This is a genomic window from Arthrobacter gallicola, assembly GCF_014836775.1.
Taxonomy (GTDB): domain Bacteria; phylum Actinomycetota; class Actinomycetes; order Actinomycetales; family Micrococcaceae; genus Arthrobacter_B; species Arthrobacter_B gallicola.
On the sequence record NZ_JACSQD010000001.1, the window covers coordinates 275910 to 290618 of the forward strand.

Genomic DNA, 14709 nt, shown 5'->3' on the forward strand with positions numbered 1-14709 from the left:
GAGGTGCAGCGGAAAGGTGACCCTGATGAAGTTTCTCAAGAACGCACCCCGATTCCTGTTCTTCACCGGTAAGGGCGGAGTGGGAAAGACCTCTATCGCCTGTGCCGCGGCTCTGGCCATGACCCGGGCAGGCGAGAGGGTGTTGCTCGTGAGTACCGACCCGGCATCCAACGTGGGACAGGTTTTCGGCGTGAGTATCGGCAACACCCCTACCCCCTTGGCAGATGTACCCGGACTCACAGCCCTGGAAATCGACCCCGAGCAGGCGGCGGAGGCCTACCGTGAACGGGTTATCGGCCCGGTCAGGGGGCTGATCCCCGAGGATGAGATCGCCTCGATGACGGAACAGCTTTCTGGTTCCTGCACCACTGAGATCGCCTCGTTCAACGAATTCACCGCACTGCTCACGGATGAGACCATAATTTCCGGTTTCGATCACGTCCTGTTCGACACCGCACCAACCGGTCACACCATCCGGCTGCTGCAGCTGCCCGGATCCTGGACGGAGTTTCTCAACGCCGGAAAGGGCGATGCCTCCTGCCTCGGTCCGTTGTCAGGGCTCGAGAAGCAGCGGGGCGTTTATGCCGGGGCCGTGGAAGCTCTGGCAGACCCTGAGCGGACCCGAATGGTGCTGGTCACCCGCGCCCAGCACTCCGCACTCACCGAAATTGCCCGCACCCACACCGATCTGGCCGAGATCGGACTGGGCAACCAGTATGTTGTTATCAACGGCGTGCTTCCCTACCCCGGTGACGCGGACCCGCTCGCAAAAGCCATCTATGCCCGGGAACAGGCCGAACTGGCGCAGCTGCCGGCCCAACTGCGGAACCTGCCGATCGAAGAAATCGAACTTAAGCCGGTTAACATGGTCGGAATCAAGGCACTGCAGACCCTGTTCAGTTCCCAGCCGGCACCGACGCCGCCTGCAACAACAACACAGGAGGCAGTCCCGCGGGCACCTCTGGCTGCACTGGTGGACGAGCTGGCCAAAGACGGCCACGGGCTGATCATGTGCATGGGAAAAGGCGGGGTTGGCAAGACAACGATCGCCAGCGCTATTGCGGTGGCGCTGGCCCAGCGCGGCCACCCGGTTCATTTGACCACCACGGACCCCGCAGCTCATCTCACGGAGACCCTGGATGGAAGCCTTGTAAACCTGCGGGTGTCGCGTATTGACCCGGTCGAGGCTACCCGCCGGTACCAGGAGCGGGTCCTGGCAACCAAGGGTGCTGCCCTCGACGAACAGGGGAGGGCCGGTCTCGTGGAGGACCTGAAATCCCCGTGCAACGAGGAGGTGGCGGTCTTCCAGGCCTTCTCCCGCGTCATTCATGAAGCGAGCCGGCATTTTGTCGTCGTTGATACGGCCCCCACCGGACATACCCTGCTGCTGCTCGATGCCACCGGCTCATATCATCGCGAAATCAGCCGCCAACTGGGGGAGGGGACACACTTCACCACGCCCCTGATGAGGCTGCGGAACCCCGAGGAGACCAAGGTCCTGCTTGTGACTCTCGCGGAAACCACACCCCGTCTGGAGGCGGAAGAGCTGCAGGAGGATCTTGAGCGCGCCGGCATCCGGCCCTGGGCGTGGGTCATCAACAACTCCCTTGCCGCTGCCCGGCCCCGGTCACCGCTGCTGCAGCAACGGGCAGGAGCCGAAATCAACGAGATCAACATGATTTCAGAGGCACACAGGCGGTATGCGATCGTGCCGATGCAACCCGGAGACCCGGTAGGGATTGACACCCTCGCGGGCCTCACCCGGGGCCAGTCGGCACCCTCACTGCGCTGAGCGAAGAAAATAAACCCAAGCGGGCGATGTCCGGGCCAACGTCTTCGCTTGCCCGCATCTGGCTGCCCCGCCCGACCGAAGCCGGCAACGGGTTCGGTCGGGCAGGCGGAGATGAACTCGGCAGCCGTCCGCTCGGAACTTTCCGGCGCGGGAGTCGGTTCAGGAGCGGCCCCGGACATCAAAGACCACGCGGTTGTCGGTCTTCAGTGGCCGTAAGGGGCTGACAAAACGGCATTCACCGGGGAATCAGGACTGCCGCGGCCCGTTCCAGTGCGCCCGGGACGATGGAGTAGTAGGCCCAGACGCCGCGTTTTTCCCGGTCGAGGATCCCGGCATCAACCAGAATCTTCAGATGATGGGAGACTGTGGGCTGGCCCAGGCCGATCGGCTCGGTGAGGTCACAGACGCAGGCTTCCTTGTTTTCCTGGGCGGCGATCAGCGACACCAGACGCAGTCTGGTCGGATCGGCCACAGCCTTGAGCAGCCGTGCGAACCGCTGGGCATCCTCGGCGCTCAGTGCCTCGGAAGTCAGTGGCGTGCAGCAGGCCTCGGCGGTCGGATCGGGGGCTGTCTGTGCGGAGTTCACTGTTCCATTATGCACACAGATTGACATGCATCGATATCTATGGAGATACTCGACCCGGAGACATCGATCTATTTCGATCCCTGATGTCGAGAATTTTCCCCTGCCAAGGAGCTACGTGAGCACGTCCACCGCACCACCCCAAACCCAGGTCACTGCACGGCTTTCCACCCTCGACAGGTTCCTGCCCGTGTGGATCATCGCAGCCATGGCCGCCGGCCTCATCCTGGGCCGGCTTGTGCCCGGCATCGGACCGGCGATGGACTCGCTGAAGATCGCCAATGTGTCGCTGCCCATCGCCGTCGGCCTGCTGGTCATGATGTACCCGGTGCTGGCCAAGGTCCGCTATGACGAAACCCGTAAGGTTGTCGCTGACCGGAAACTGATGATCACCTCGCTGGTGCTGAACTGGGTGGCCGCGCCGGCGTTCATGTTTGCGCTGGCGTGGATCTTCCTTCCGGACCTGCCCGAGTACCGCACCGGGCTGATCATCGTCGGATTGGCCCGATGCATTGCCATGGTGATGATCTGGAATGACCTGGCCTGCGGGGACCGCGAAGCCGCCGCCGTGCTGGTGGCCATCAACTCCGTCTTCCAGGTTCTCGCCTTCGGCGCCCTGGGCTGGTTCTACCTGCAGGTCCTGCCCGGGTGGCTGGGTCTGGAAACAACCAGCGTGGAATTCTCCTTCTGGGCGATCACCGTCAGCGTCCTCATCTTCCTCGGCATCCCTCTGCTGGCCGGCTTCCTCACCCGTGTCCTCGGGGAAAAGGCAAAGGGCCGCGACTGGTACGAGGGCACCTTCCTGCCCAAACTTGGCCCCTGGGCGCTCTACGGCCTGCTGTTCACCATCGTGCTGCTCTTCGCCCTGCAGGGCGATGAAATCACCTCGAACCCGCTGGACGTTGCCCGGATCGCCCTGCCGCTGCTGGTCTACTTCATCGTGGTCTTCGGCGCCGGCATGATCCTGGGCAAACTCCTGAACCTGGGCTATCCCCGCACTACCACGCTGGCCTTCACCGCTGCCGGCAACAACTTCGAACTGGCCATCGCCGTGGCGATCGGCACCTACGGAGTGACCTCCGGGCAGGCGCTGGCCGGCGTCGTCGGACCCCTGATCGAAGTCCCGGTCCTGGTCGCCCTGGTCTACGTTGCCCTCTGGGCGCAGAAGAAATTCTGGCCCGCAGCCGAACCTGCCCTTCCCGCTTCTCCAGAAAAGACGAACCGATGAGCACCACCGAAACCACAGCCAAGCCTTCCGTCCTGTTTGTCTGTGTGCACAACGCCGGGCGGTCGCAGATGGCCGCCGCGTACCTGCGCACCCTCGGCGAGGGACGGATCGAAGTCCGGTCCGCCGGATCCGCGCCCGCCAACTCGGTCAACCCTGCCGCCGTCGAAGCCATAGCCGAAGAGGGCATCGATATGTCGGCCGAGCTGCCCAAGGTGCTGACCACCGAGGCCGTGAAGGAGTCCGACGTCGTGATCACCATGGGCTGCGGCGACGCCTGCCCGATCTTCCCCGGCAAGCGCTACGAGGACTGGAAACTGGAGGACCCTGCCGGCCAGGGCGTGGACGCCGTCCGCCCCATCCGCGACGACATCAAAGGCCGGATACAGGCCCTGATCGCCGACCTCCTGCCAGCTGCATAGAAAGCGCACCAACCCTTCCAAAGGACTCACATGCCTGAACAACTGATCATCATCGGATCCGGTCCGGCCGGTTACACCGCCGCCGTGTACGCGGCACGTGCCGGTCTGCGGCCCCGGGTCATTGCCGGCGCCGTCACCGCCGGCGGGGCCCTGATGAACACCACCGAGGTGGAGAATTTCCCCGGTTTCCCCGACGGAATCCAGGGTCCGGACCTGATGGAAAAAATGAGGGCACAGGCTGAGAAGTTTGGGGCCGTCGTCGAGTACGACGACGTTTCCACCGTCTCGCTGCAGGGCCATATCAAAGAGGTGACCACCATGGGCGGAAACACCTATCAGGCTCCGGCAGTGATCCTGGCCACCGGCTCCGCGTACAAGGAATTGGGTCTGCCCGAGGAGAAATCACTGTCCGGGCATGGGGTGTCCTGGTGTGCCACCTGTGATGGGTTCTTCTTCCGGGGTCAGGACATCATCGTGGTCGGCGGAGGGGACTCCGCTATGGAAGAGGCCCTCTTCCTGACCCGCTTCGCCAATTCCGTCACGGTCATCGTCCGCCGTGACTCCCTCCGTGCCTCGAAAATCATGGCGCAGCGTGCCCGGGACAACGAAAAAATCCGCTTCGAGTTCAACAGCGCAATCGCTGCCATCCACAGCGAGGACAAGGTCACGGGAGTGACCCTGAAAGACACCGTAAATGGTGAGACCCGCGAACTGGCCGCTACGGGGATTTTTGTGGCCATCGGCCACAGACCCCGCACTGAACTCGTGCAAAACCAGATCGACCTCGACTCTGAGGGCTACATCAAGGTCGACGCCCCCACCACCTGCACCAACCTGTCCGGCGTCTTCGCCTGCGGCGACGCCGTGGACCATCGCTACCGGCAGGCCATCACCGCTGCCGGCACCGGCTGCTCCGCAGCACTGGACGCCGAACGCTATCTGGCCGCCTTGGAAGACACCGACAGCATCGCCACCGCACTCATAGAGAAAACCACTCATGCCTGAGAACACAGAAACCGAACTGTCCCAGCTTCCCGTCGCCGTCATCGGCTCAGGCCCCGTCGGCCTGGCCGCTGCCGCTCACCTGATCGAGCGCGGACTAACGCCCGTCATCTTCGAGGCCGGAAACGCCCCGGCCGCCGCCGTCGAAGCCTGGGGACATATCCGCCTGTTTTCGCCGTGGCAGTACGACATTGACGCCGCCGCCCGCCGCCTGCTCGCCGATACCGGCTGGCAGGAACCGGACGCCGAAACACTGCCCACCGGTGCCGAACTCCTTCAGCAGTACCTCCGTCCGCTGGCCGCCGTGCCTGCCATCAGCAGCGCCCTGCACACCAACACCGAAGTACTTGCCGTGAGCCGGGAAGGCCTGGACAAGACCCACACCGGCGGCCGGAAAACCACCCCCTTCCTCATTCGCGTCAAAGACGGCACCGGCACAATCACCGATCACCGCGTCCGCGCCGTCATTGATGCCTCCGGCACCTGGAACACCCCGAACCCGCTCGGCCAGGCCGGACTGCCTGCCGTAGGAGAACCGGAGGCCTACACCGCCGGCTTCATCACCGCGCCGCTGCCCGACGTCACCGGCCGGGACCGTGCCCGTTTCGCAGGCAAGCATGTGCTGGTCGTCGGTGCCGGGCACTCGGCAGCGAACACCCTGCTTGCTCTGGGAGAGCTCGCCACGCAGGAACCGGGCACCCGGATCAGCTGGGCCATCCGCCGCACCTCCGCGGCAAGCGTGTACGGCGGAGGCGATCTCGACGGTCTGCCCGCCCGTGGAGCCTTGGGGAGCCGGCTGCGCGCCCTGGTCGAGGAAGGCCGGATCGAACTGCACACCTCCTTTACCATCACCGGTTTCAAGAGCGCCGATACACTGGCCGTCCTCGGGACCACCCCGGAAGGGGAAACCCAGCTGGACGTGGACCTGCTGGTGCCGGCAACCGGCTTCCGCCCGAATCTGGACATGCTGCGCGAAATCCGCCTTGACCTCGACCCGGCAGTGGAGGCGCCGCGCGCACTGGGCCCGCTCATTGATCCCGAGTTCCACAGCTGCGGCACGGTGACACCGCACGGCGCCCGGATGCTGTCCCACCCCGAGGAGGACTTCTACATCACCGGCATGAAGTCCTACGGGCGGGCCCCCACGTTCCTGATGGCCACCGGCTACGAACAGGTCCGCTCCATCGCCGCGGCCCTGGCCGGAGACCAGGAAGCGGCCGACGATGTTCAGCTGGTCCTGCCCGAAACCGGTGTCTGCTCCACCGACCTCGGCGGCAGCTGCGATACCCCAGACGCGGCGACAGATCAGGGTGCCTCCTCCTGCTGCGCGGCACCGGAACCGGCAGCAACCGCTCCGGCTGCGCAGGAAAGCGAAGCCGGCTGCTGTGGAGCATCGGAACCGGCGGCAGCCGCTCCGGCTGCGCAGGAAAGCGGATCCTCCTGCTGCGGGACGCCGGAACCGGCCTTCCTTGGCATTCCCACCGGTCTGGAACACGGACGCTCCGCAGAAAAGGGGAACTAATGGCAGCCACACCGAACGTGCTGTTCATCTGCGTGAAGAACGGCGGCAAATCACAGATGGCCGCAGCCCTCATGAAGGATGTCGCCCGCGGCGCCGTTGACGTGCACTCCGCCGGAACCAAACCCGGAGGCGCCCTTAACGAGCTCTCCGCCCGGTCCCTGGCCGAATTAGGCATCGATATCAGCTCGGAAGAGCCCAAGCCCGTCACCGAGCACATGCTGGAAGCAGCCGATGTGGTGGTGACCTTGGGCCGCGCAGCGAAGGTCACGGTGCCAGCAGGCATCCGTCACGAAATCTGGGACACTGACGAACCCTCCGAACGCGGGATCGACGGCATGGAAAGAATGCGTCTGGTCCGTGATGACATTAACCAGCGGGTCCGCAGGCTCCACGCCGAACTGACCGGCCACGACGGCGCCTAAACCGGATCTCCATCACCGGCTGCCCGAGGCAAGGAAACGAGAGCAGTGCAGAGAACACTATCTAGGAACGTTCCCCGGGATGTCGATGTTCTGGTGATCGGCGGCGGCCAGGCAGGTCTCGCCGCGGGGTTCTATTTAAACCGTCTGCGGCGGGACGAGGCCTCCGGCAGGTCCGGTCGGGCCCCGACCTTCACCATTTTGGATGCCAGCAAGGATCCCGGCGGCGCCTGGCAGCACTACTGGCCCAGTCTGGAACTGTTCTCCCCGGCCGCCTACAGTTCCCTGCCCGGCTATCAGATGCCTGCCCGGGACGGCGACGGCAATCCGTCGGCAGAGCACGTCACTGAATATCTGCGCACCTATGAGGCGCGTTATGACCTCCCCGTGCACCGGGCCGTGACTGTCGGGTCCGTGCGGGTATCTGCCGACGGCTACATCACCGACACCAACCAGGGGCAGTGGACCAGCCGGGCCGTCATCAACGCCACCGGGAACTGGGGAAATCCGGTTATTCCTCAGCTGCCCGGCGGCGACTTGTTCGCCGGTCAGCAGTTGCACACCGCCGGTTACCGTGGTCCCGAAGCCCACGCAGGGCAGAAGGTCATCGTCGTTGGCGGCGGCAACTCTGGAGCGCAGATCGCGGCAGACCTGGCACCGGTTGCCACAGTCACCTGGGTGACGCGGAAACCGCCGCGCTACCTGCCCGATGATGTCGACGGACGGGCACTTTTTCAAATCGCGACCCGTCACACCCGGGCATTGGCAGCGGGGGAACCCAGCGCCGGTGATGTTGGCTCGTTGGGCGATATTGTGGCTGTGCCGGCCGTCCGGGCAGCACGGGATGCGGGTTTGCTGCAAGCACGTCCCATGTTCTCCAGGTTCATTTCCAGCGGCGTGCAGTGGGAGAACGGCGAGCAGCAAGAAGCCGATGTCGTTCTTTGGTGCACCGGGTTCCGTCCAGCGCTGCAGCACTTGCAGCCGTTGGGCCTGACCGCCCGGAACGGAGTTCCAGCAACGGACGCGCATTTGGTGACCCGGTCGGTGGATAACACGGGGCTGTTCTTTCTGGGCTACGGAGACTGGTGCGGGCCGGCATCGGCCACCCTCATTGGTGTCGGAGCCACGGCCCGGGACACCGTAGCCGCTGCTGCTGAGAGGGCAGCGCACGCTCCCTCTGAGATTTCTTCATGGGATGTCCAAAGCGAACTTACCCGCGGTCTCTGAGCGCGCATGAGTACCGCCCAAGCCCGTAAACCTCTGGACTCCCAGATCGCCTCCGTAACCGAGCTCGTAAAGGCCGGCAACCGAGACGAGCTCCTGGATCAATTCAAGGAGCTAGAAAAGGAGAATAAGCGGTGTGACGGCCGTGAATGGCCCCACGCAGCTGAGCTGGCCGAGAGGGCTTCGCTGGTGTTGTAGCTATGCGTGGCTGGTAATGTGGCGTGGAATCAGTCGGGGTAGGGCTTTGACGTAGGTGACCATCCCGATGAGCTCTACGAGCGTTTGCGTGACGACGACCAGGGCAACCAGGGCCAGGGGTTCGGGTAGCGCCAGTGCTAGTGGGAGAACGACGAGGGAGTTCCTGGTCGCACCGCTGAACACCACAGCTGTCGTGCTGCCCACATCCAGACGAGCGACGTGTGCAGCGATCATTCCTACGGGAACCATGATGATCAAGAACGCGACGTAGATCGGTACGACCGCGAGCAGTGAACGTAGTTCCTGCCCGACGCCGACGATCTGGGACCCGATCACGACCGCGAGGGTGAGCATCATGAGGGGAACCATGAGGTTCTGCATGAGGTCCATCAGGTGACGAGCTGCCAGTGCTCGGCGTGCCCACCACTGGGTCAGAGCAGCTGCCATGAGGGGAATGATGATCAGCACCACGAGGGCTTCGATGAAGGGTCCTGGCTCGATGGCTGAGACAAGCTCTGGGCCGATGAAGAGCAGCAGGTAAAGCGGCAGTAACAGCATTTGGGTAAGCATCAGCAATGGTGCGGCCGCCAGAAGCCAGTCACTGGATCCGCCGGCCAAGCCGGAGAACACGATGACGTAGTCGATGCATGGGGTGAGCAGGACCATCATCACGCCGATGAGCAGGGCCTGGTCGTGGGCGACGAAGCGTGAGAGACCGAAGACGACGACGGGGACGATGAGGAAGTTCAGGATCATGACGGTGGCCATGAACCGGACGTCGCGGAGGGCCTGACCGATTTTCGCGAATGGTATCCCGAGGAACGTGGCGAACAGCAGTAGGCCCAGTACTGGGTTGATCGATATTTCCAGTGGTTCAGCGGCTGCTGGAATCAACCAACCGAAGAGGCCACCGGTGACGATGGCCAGGAGATAGAGAGGAATTTGGTGTCGTTCAAGGTCCTCAACAAGGCGCGTCATGTTCAAATTCCAGCCTAGGGGATGTCCCTCACCCTGGCGTCCCTGCGAAAACCTCCACGCGTGCCTTCATCCATGCCCTCCACCATTGGAAACAAACAGATGATTCCAACACTGGGGTGGGGCCACTTCAAACCGTCACACCGGGGCCACTGCGATGTCATCAGACCCAGGAACGCGTGGTCTCGATGAGCGGTTTCGGCCGGCCGGCCGATTAGCTTCGACAGGTCATCTGGCGTGGGTTCCATGGCGCCGTCGCGCATATTGCCGTTGAGTATGCCTATGAATGCTGCGGTGCCCTCATCCATGCCGAAAGCATCAGCCGGTCGTGCTCCTGTTCGGGTGTTAGGGCTTGGTAGCGGACGGTACGGAGCGGGCCGCCGAGCAGGCCCGCTCCGAACCGTGGGAGGCATTCCGGGACTACGTGATGTTCATCCTGGAGCAACAGTCCTCCGATTTGGCCTTCAGTGAGGTAATCCTTTCGCCACACGGGGCATCGGACATTTTCCCTGCCGAGCGGGAGAGAGTCGCCCGACTTCGACCACACCGACCTGCACATGCCGCTCTTTGCCAACGGGGGGGCTCGTGAGCGATGCCCAGCCTGAGGCGCCGCTGGCATGGAGGCGTTTCGGCGAATACATGTTGCAGGCTTTTCGGGAACCGGGCGGCGAGCCGCTGACCCCGCTGTCGGAGATCTGGACCCGTGTCATGGCAACTGAGGACCACTAGTCCCGACTGACATTCCAGGCATAAGAGGGGGTGGAAGCGAATCGAAGATGTCGCGTTAAAGGATCCCGGGTGCGACGAAGGAGCCGTCGGTCACTGGCCGGAGCGCGCGGGTCCGCTTCCTCAGCGTGGTTGCCGGTACTCTGGCGCTCAGATAGGAAGTCTGAACAGCTAACATCGGCGGCGCACATGGACTGGAACACTTTTGAGCTCACAGCCTTTTTCGTGCTTTCTTTGGCCCCGATCGTGGTCCTGGCTCTGACCGGGAGGTTCGTTCGCTTGAAGCAGTCCCGTGTCTGGCTCAATTGGTACTTACCGTTCGGGCTCCTTTGCTCTGCGGCGCTTATGTTTTTCGGCGGTCCTGTAATGATGAAGGTCTTTCCTCCTCCTCCTTACGTGTCTGGACTCTCGGAGGGACGGGGATTGGATCTTCGAGGGTTGCTCGTGATTTTTGGTTCCTGGGTTGGTGGGGTGGCAGGCCTTGTCACGACGGCAATCTCTTTTGTTCTCGCGGAGAAAGCTTTGATGAGAACAGGCGGGGAGGGGCGGAGAGAGCACTGATCGGATGCGAGCCTCTAAGCAAGGTCAGCGAAGAACATCCCCTGCTGAACGCCATCGCCCCTTGCTGCGTGTTTGAACCACCCCTTTTCCCGCTGCCTGCAGCCTGACCCTGATCTGAGTATTTCTTGGGTCTCGACTGACTCAAGGAAACCGGAAGCGAGTTGGCCGTCCCATGCAAGCATCCCCACCGGGCGGGCTGTGCAGACGACTTTGGACATTCCGTGCAGCCGACTTCGGAAACTGACACAAGAAATCTCCTATGCTGCCCCATAGGGAATTCGCATATACCCCGCCCGAGAAAATGCCCGCTGAGGGTACGCCAACCGCTACACCGTTATGGGCCGCCCCCGATTGCACCCCGGACCCAGACCGGCACAGGCCCGGGCGCCGGTCCTCCACACCGCCTGACGACGCGTCCTTCGTCACACACACGGACCGGAATGGGGCAGACTGTGACCCACGGCGTACCCTTGATCTGTGAAAACCTTCGAAGAGCTATTTGCCGAACTCAGTGAGAAGGCGGCGACCCGGCCTGCCGGGTCACGCACCGTCGCCGAACTGGAGTCCGGCGTGCACGGCATCGGCAAGAAGGTTGTCGAAGAGGCCGCAGAAGTCTGGATGGCCGCCGAGTACGAGTCGGACGAAGCCGCAGCAGAGGAAATCTCCCAGCTGCTCTACCACCTGCAGGTGCTCATGCTGGCCAAAGGCCTCACCCTGCAGGACATTTACAAGCATCTCTAGCCACGTGCTGCCCTGAGTTCCGCTCAGGCAGCGTGTGGCCCGCCGGCAGGCCCAGCTCCCATCTGACTTCCAGCGAAAGAAACAAGTAAATGCTCCGTGTAGCCGTACCCAACAAGGGTGCCCTGTCCGAATCCGCTTCCGCCATGCTCGCCGAAGCCGGATACCGCCAGCGCCGCGACAGCCGCGAACTGGTGATGGTCGATCCCGACAATGACATTGAATTCTTCTTCCTCCGCCCGCGCGACATTGCGGTTTATGTCGGCTCCGGAACGCTCGACGTCGGCCTCACCGGCCGCGACCTCTTCCTGGACGCCCAGGTGGAGGCCGAAGAGTTGATGAGCCTGGGGTTCGGCGCCTCCACCTTCCGCTTCGCCGGACCGGTAGGGGAGTTCTCCTCCCTGGCTGAGCTGAACGGCAAGCGGGTCGCCACCAGCTACGACGGACTGCTGCGTGCCTACCTCGCCGAGCACGGCGTGGACGCTTCCGTGGTCCGCCTCGACGGCGCCGTCGAATCCTCCGTCCGTCTCGGCGTCGCCGACGCGATCGCCGACGTCGTGGAAACCGGAACCACCCTGCGTGCCGCCGGAATGGAGATCTTCGGGGAGCCGATCCTGAAGTCCGAGGCCGTGATGATCGGCCGCAAGGGTGCCAATCCGGCCGGCCTGGAGGTGCTGAAGCGACGGCTCAAGGGCGTCCTGGTGGCCCGCCAGTACGTGATGATGGACTACGACGTCCGCAAGGAACTCGTCGAAGCCGCCGCCGCGCTGACTCCCGGCCTGGAATCCCCGACCGTCTCCCCGCTGCGGGACTCCGACTGGGTGGCTGTACGCTCCATGATCAAAAAGTCCGACACCAACCGCATCATGGATGAACTGTACGACCTGGGCGCCCGCGCCATCCTGGTCAGCACCATCCACGCCTGCCGGATCTAGAGGGGACGCCGCCATGAGTGTTGCTATCCGCGTCATCCCTTGCCTGGACGTCGACGCCGGCCGCGTGGTCAAGGGCATCAACTTCGAAGGCCTGCGCGACGCCGGTGATCCCGTCGAGCTGGCGCACCGCTACGACAAGGCCGGCGCCGATGAACTCACGTTCCTGGACGTCACCGCGTCTTCCGGTGCCCGCGAAACCGTGTTCGACGTCGTCTCCCGCACCGCCGAGGAAGTCTTTATTCCGCTGACCGTCGGCGGCGGTGTCCGCACCATTGACGACGTCGACCGGCTGCTGCGCTCCGGCGCGGACAAGGCCTCGATCAACTCAGCCGCCGTCGCGCGCCCGGACATCATCGACGAAATCACCCGGCATTTCGGATCCCAGGTGCTGGTGCTCTCCGTGGACGCCCGCCGTATTCACGACGGGTCAACGCCGTCGGGCTTCGAAATCACCACCCACGGCGGCCGCAGGGGCACCGGGATCGACGCCGTTGCCTGGGCCAAGGAGGCAGCCGATCGGGGAGTGGGGGAGATCCTGCTGAACTCGATTGACGCTGACGGCACCCGTGACGGCTTCGATCTGGAAATGATCCGCGCCGTCCGCGCCGCAGTGCACGTACCGCTGATTGCTTCCGGGGGAGCCGGCGTGCCGGAGCACTTCCCGCCGGCCATCGCCGCCGGTGCGGATGCCGTACTGGCCGCTTCGATCTTCCACTTCGGACCGGACAACGCCATCGCAGACGTCAAGAAGGCGATCGCGGACGCAGGTTACCCCGTCCGCTAAGGGGGACACCGTGGAGGGACCGGAGCTGCAGGACGCTGCGCGTGAGGCGGCGGAGGAATTGCCGGGGTCGGTGATGGGCCATCCCTTCGGCCCCGAATATGAGGTGTTCAAGGTCCGGGGCAAGGTCTTTATGCTGCTGACCGACGTTCCGGGCGAACCCGTGGTGGTGCTCAAGTCCGATCCGGAGGAATCCCAGGCGCTGCGCCAGCTGCACCGCGACATCACGCCCGGCTATCACATGAACAAAAAGCACTGGATCACGCTCAAACCCGTGGTGGCCCAGGACAAGGGCAGCGGTGAAACCCTGGATAAGAGCATGGTCCGGGAGCTGGTCATGGAGTCCTACCGGCTGGTTGCGGCGGGCCTGCCGCGCGCGGAGCGGCCCGTTGACCCGAACAGCTTCGGAAAATGACGGACGGAGACAACGTGATGCTGGACGGCGGGCAACTCCAGGAGACCGCCCGGAGAACTGCAGACGCTCTGCCCCTGGTGACGAACGGGCGCCCCTTCACGAAGAACCTGGACGTGTACAAGGTCGGCAGCAAAGTGAGGGGATTACCGCGGACCTGATCGAGGATCTGGTGGAAGGCTCCTACCAGCTTGTCCGGGAGACGCTCCCCAAGAAAGACCAGCGTGACGCAAACTGACGTGTTGCCTCATCAGCCCTGGAATGCGGCCATAGGCACGGACGCAGAGAGCCGCTGCAGTGCCTCGGCCGAAGGGCTGCCGGGCTCGGCGGTGTAAATGAACATGGCCAGCGCTGGGTCTCCGGGCAGGGACAGGGTCTCGTAGATCAGGTCCATGTCCCCGACGTCGTGATGGTGAACCTTCTTTACCCCGGACTGATGCTCGTGCAGGTTGTGCTTGGCCCACCGCACGCGGAAATCCTCGGACTGGGTGGCGAGCTCGCCGATCAGGTTGGACAGGTCCCGGTCATACGGATTGCGCCCGGCCGAGACGTGCAGCATGGCCGCACTGTAATCGGCGATCTCATTCCACTCGCGGTAGAACTGCTGGGAGCCCGGATCCAGATGGATGTAGCGGGCATGGTTCCAGGGCCCATCGGCGCTGCTGATGAGTCCGGAGTACAGTGCCCGGGCGGGTGCGTTGAGCGCCAGGATATCGGTTCGGTCATTCTGGATGACGGCCGGCAGCGAGGTCATCTGGTCCAGGACCAGCTGGAGGGTCCTTCGGACTGCGGGGGAGGACGGGCGCCGCCGCGCTGGCTTGGGTGCGCCGTTTGAACCGCGGCTCAGGTCGTAAAGATGCCGGCGTTCGACGTCGTCGAGCTTGAGGGTGCGGGCGATCGCGTTAAGGACTGCGTCAGAGGCGCCGACGGCGTCTCCGCGTTCGAGGCGGATGTACCAACTCACGCTGACGCCGGCCAGGGCAGCAAGTTCCTCCCGGCGCAGCCCGGGAACGCGGCGGTTGGTGCCAGCCGGCAGACCGACATCCTCCGGCCGGATTTTCGCCCGGCGGGACGCAAGGAACTCGCGCATCTCGGTTCTGTTGTTCATGCCCTCGACTGTACGCGCCACCAATGGGGTCATTGCTAATGACCCCATCAAGCGGCACTCCCGGGATCACTGACATTGTCTCCGTG

Annotated in this window: 16 protein-coding genes; 13 read left to right on the forward strand and 3 right to left on the reverse strand. The window is 63.8% G+C overall.

Annotated features, from left to right (window positions below):
• Positions 1 to 25: 25 nt before the first annotated feature.
• Positions 26 to 1792 carry an arsenical pump-driving ATPase gene (gene arsA, locus H9639_RS01250; RefSeq protein WP_191806332.1) on the forward strand — a complete coding sequence of 589 codons (1767 nt, stop codon included), beginning with the start codon at positions 26 to 28 and terminating at the stop codon, positions 1790 to 1792.
• A 235-nt stretch (positions 1793 to 2027) separates the two neighbouring features.
• Here the strand turns inward: arsA and H9639_RS01255 are convergent, their stop codons facing one another.
• Entirely contained in the window at positions 2028 to 2405 is a 378-nt protein-coding gene (locus H9639_RS01255) for an ArsR/SmtB family transcription factor (RefSeq protein ID WP_191806333.1), read from the reverse strand.
• A gap of 88 nt (positions 2406 to 2493) precedes the next feature.
• Here H9639_RS01255 and arsB point away from each other — a divergent pair, with 88 nt between their 5' ends.
• The 6 genes from arsB to H9639_RS01285 are packed head-to-tail and all read left to right on the forward strand — an operon-like array spanning position 2494 to position 8192.
• On the forward strand, positions 2494 to 3603 hold the full coding sequence (gene arsB / locus H9639_RS01260) for an ACR3 family arsenite efflux transporter (RefSeq protein ID WP_318241937.1): 1110 nt from the start codon (positions 2494 to 2496) through the stop codon (positions 3601 to 3603).
• The gene (locus tag H9639_RS01265; RefSeq protein WP_191806335.1) at positions 3600 to 4022 is read left to right on the forward strand and encodes an arsenate reductase ArsC; all 423 of its coding nucleotides are present in this window, start codon (positions 3600 to 3602) and stop codon (positions 4020 to 4022) included. The genes arsB and H9639_RS01265 overlap by 4 nt, the downstream gene beginning before the upstream one ends.
• A gap of 30 nt (positions 4023 to 4052) precedes the next feature.
• On the forward strand, positions 4053 to 5027 hold the full coding sequence (gene trxB / locus H9639_RS01270) for a thioredoxin-disulfide reductase (protein WP_191806336.1): 975 nt from the start codon (positions 4053 to 4055) through the stop codon (positions 5025 to 5027).
• On the forward strand, positions 5020 to 6546 hold the full coding sequence (locus tag H9639_RS01275; protein ID WP_191806337.1) for an FAD-dependent oxidoreductase: 1527 nt from the start codon (positions 5020 to 5022) through the stop codon (positions 6544 to 6546). Before trxB ends, H9639_RS01275 begins: the two co-directional genes overlap by 8 nt.
• The gene (locus H9639_RS01280) at positions 6546 to 6968 is read left to right on the forward strand and encodes an arsenate-mycothiol transferase ArsC (protein ID WP_191806338.1); all 423 of its coding nucleotides are present in this window, start codon (positions 6546 to 6548) and stop codon (positions 6966 to 6968) included. The genes H9639_RS01275 and H9639_RS01280 overlap by 1 nt, the downstream gene beginning before the upstream one ends.
• A gap of 45 nt (positions 6969 to 7013) precedes the next feature.
• On the forward strand, positions 7014 to 8192 hold the full coding sequence (locus H9639_RS01285; protein WP_318241938.1) for an ArsO family NAD(P)H-dependent flavin-containing monooxygenase: 1179 nt from the start codon (positions 7014 to 7016) through the stop codon (positions 8190 to 8192).
• Between the two features lie 195 nt (positions 8193 to 8387).
• Here H9639_RS01285 and H9639_RS01290 read toward each other — a convergent pair whose 3' ends face one another.
• Positions 8388 to 9365 (reverse strand): arsenic resistance protein, encoded by a 978-nt coding sequence (locus H9639_RS01290; RefSeq protein WP_191806339.1) that lies wholly within the window; start codon positions 9363 to 9365, stop codon positions 8388 to 8390.
• A 582-nt stretch (positions 9366 to 9947) separates the two neighbouring features.
• Here H9639_RS01290 and H9639_RS01295 point away from each other — a divergent pair.
• From H9639_RS01295 to H9639_RS01320, 6 genes are all read left to right on the forward strand, one after another.
• Positions 9948 to 10091 (forward strand): hypothetical protein, encoded by a 144-nt coding sequence (locus tag H9639_RS01295; RefSeq protein WP_191806340.1) that lies wholly within the window; start codon positions 9948 to 9950, stop codon positions 10089 to 10091.
• A gap of 1035 nt (positions 10092 to 11126) precedes the next feature.
• Positions 11127 to 11390 (forward strand): phosphoribosyl-ATP diphosphatase, encoded by a 264-nt coding sequence (locus tag H9639_RS01300; RefSeq protein WP_066298286.1) that lies wholly within the window; start codon positions 11127 to 11129, stop codon positions 11388 to 11390.
• Between the two features lie 89 nt (positions 11391 to 11479).
• Positions 11480 to 12322, forward strand: coding sequence for an ATP phosphoribosyltransferase (hisG, locus tag H9639_RS01305; protein ID WP_191806341.1), 843 nt, complete (start codon positions 11480 to 11482; stop codon positions 12320 to 12322).
• 13 nt (positions 12323 to 12335) lie between these two features.
• A complete protein-coding gene (gene hisF / locus H9639_RS01310; RefSeq protein WP_191806342.1) occupies positions 12336 to 13106 on the forward strand; it encodes an imidazole glycerol phosphate synthase subunit HisF in 771 nt (256 codons plus the stop codon).
• A gap of 10 nt (positions 13107 to 13116) precedes the next feature.
• Positions 13117 to 13518, forward strand: a complete 402-nt coding sequence (locus H9639_RS01315; protein ID WP_318241939.1) for an MmcQ/YjbR family DNA-binding protein — start codon at positions 13117 to 13119, stop codon at positions 13516 to 13518.
• Positions 13515 to 13676: an MmcQ/YjbR family DNA-binding protein gene (locus tag H9639_RS01320; protein WP_225219048.1), complete on the forward strand. Its 162-nt coding sequence runs from the start codon at positions 13515 to 13517 to the stop codon at positions 13674 to 13676. Before H9639_RS01315 ends, H9639_RS01320 begins: the two co-directional genes overlap by 4 nt.
• An 89-nt stretch (positions 13677 to 13765) precedes the next feature.
• Here the strand turns inward: H9639_RS01320 and H9639_RS01325 are convergent, their stop codons facing one another.
• The gene (locus tag H9639_RS01325; protein ID WP_191806344.1) at positions 13766 to 14623 is read right to left on the reverse strand and encodes a helix-turn-helix transcriptional regulator; all 858 of its coding nucleotides are present in this window, start codon (positions 14621 to 14623) and stop codon (positions 13766 to 13768) included.
• Between the last annotated feature and the right edge of the window lie 86 nt (positions 14624 to 14709).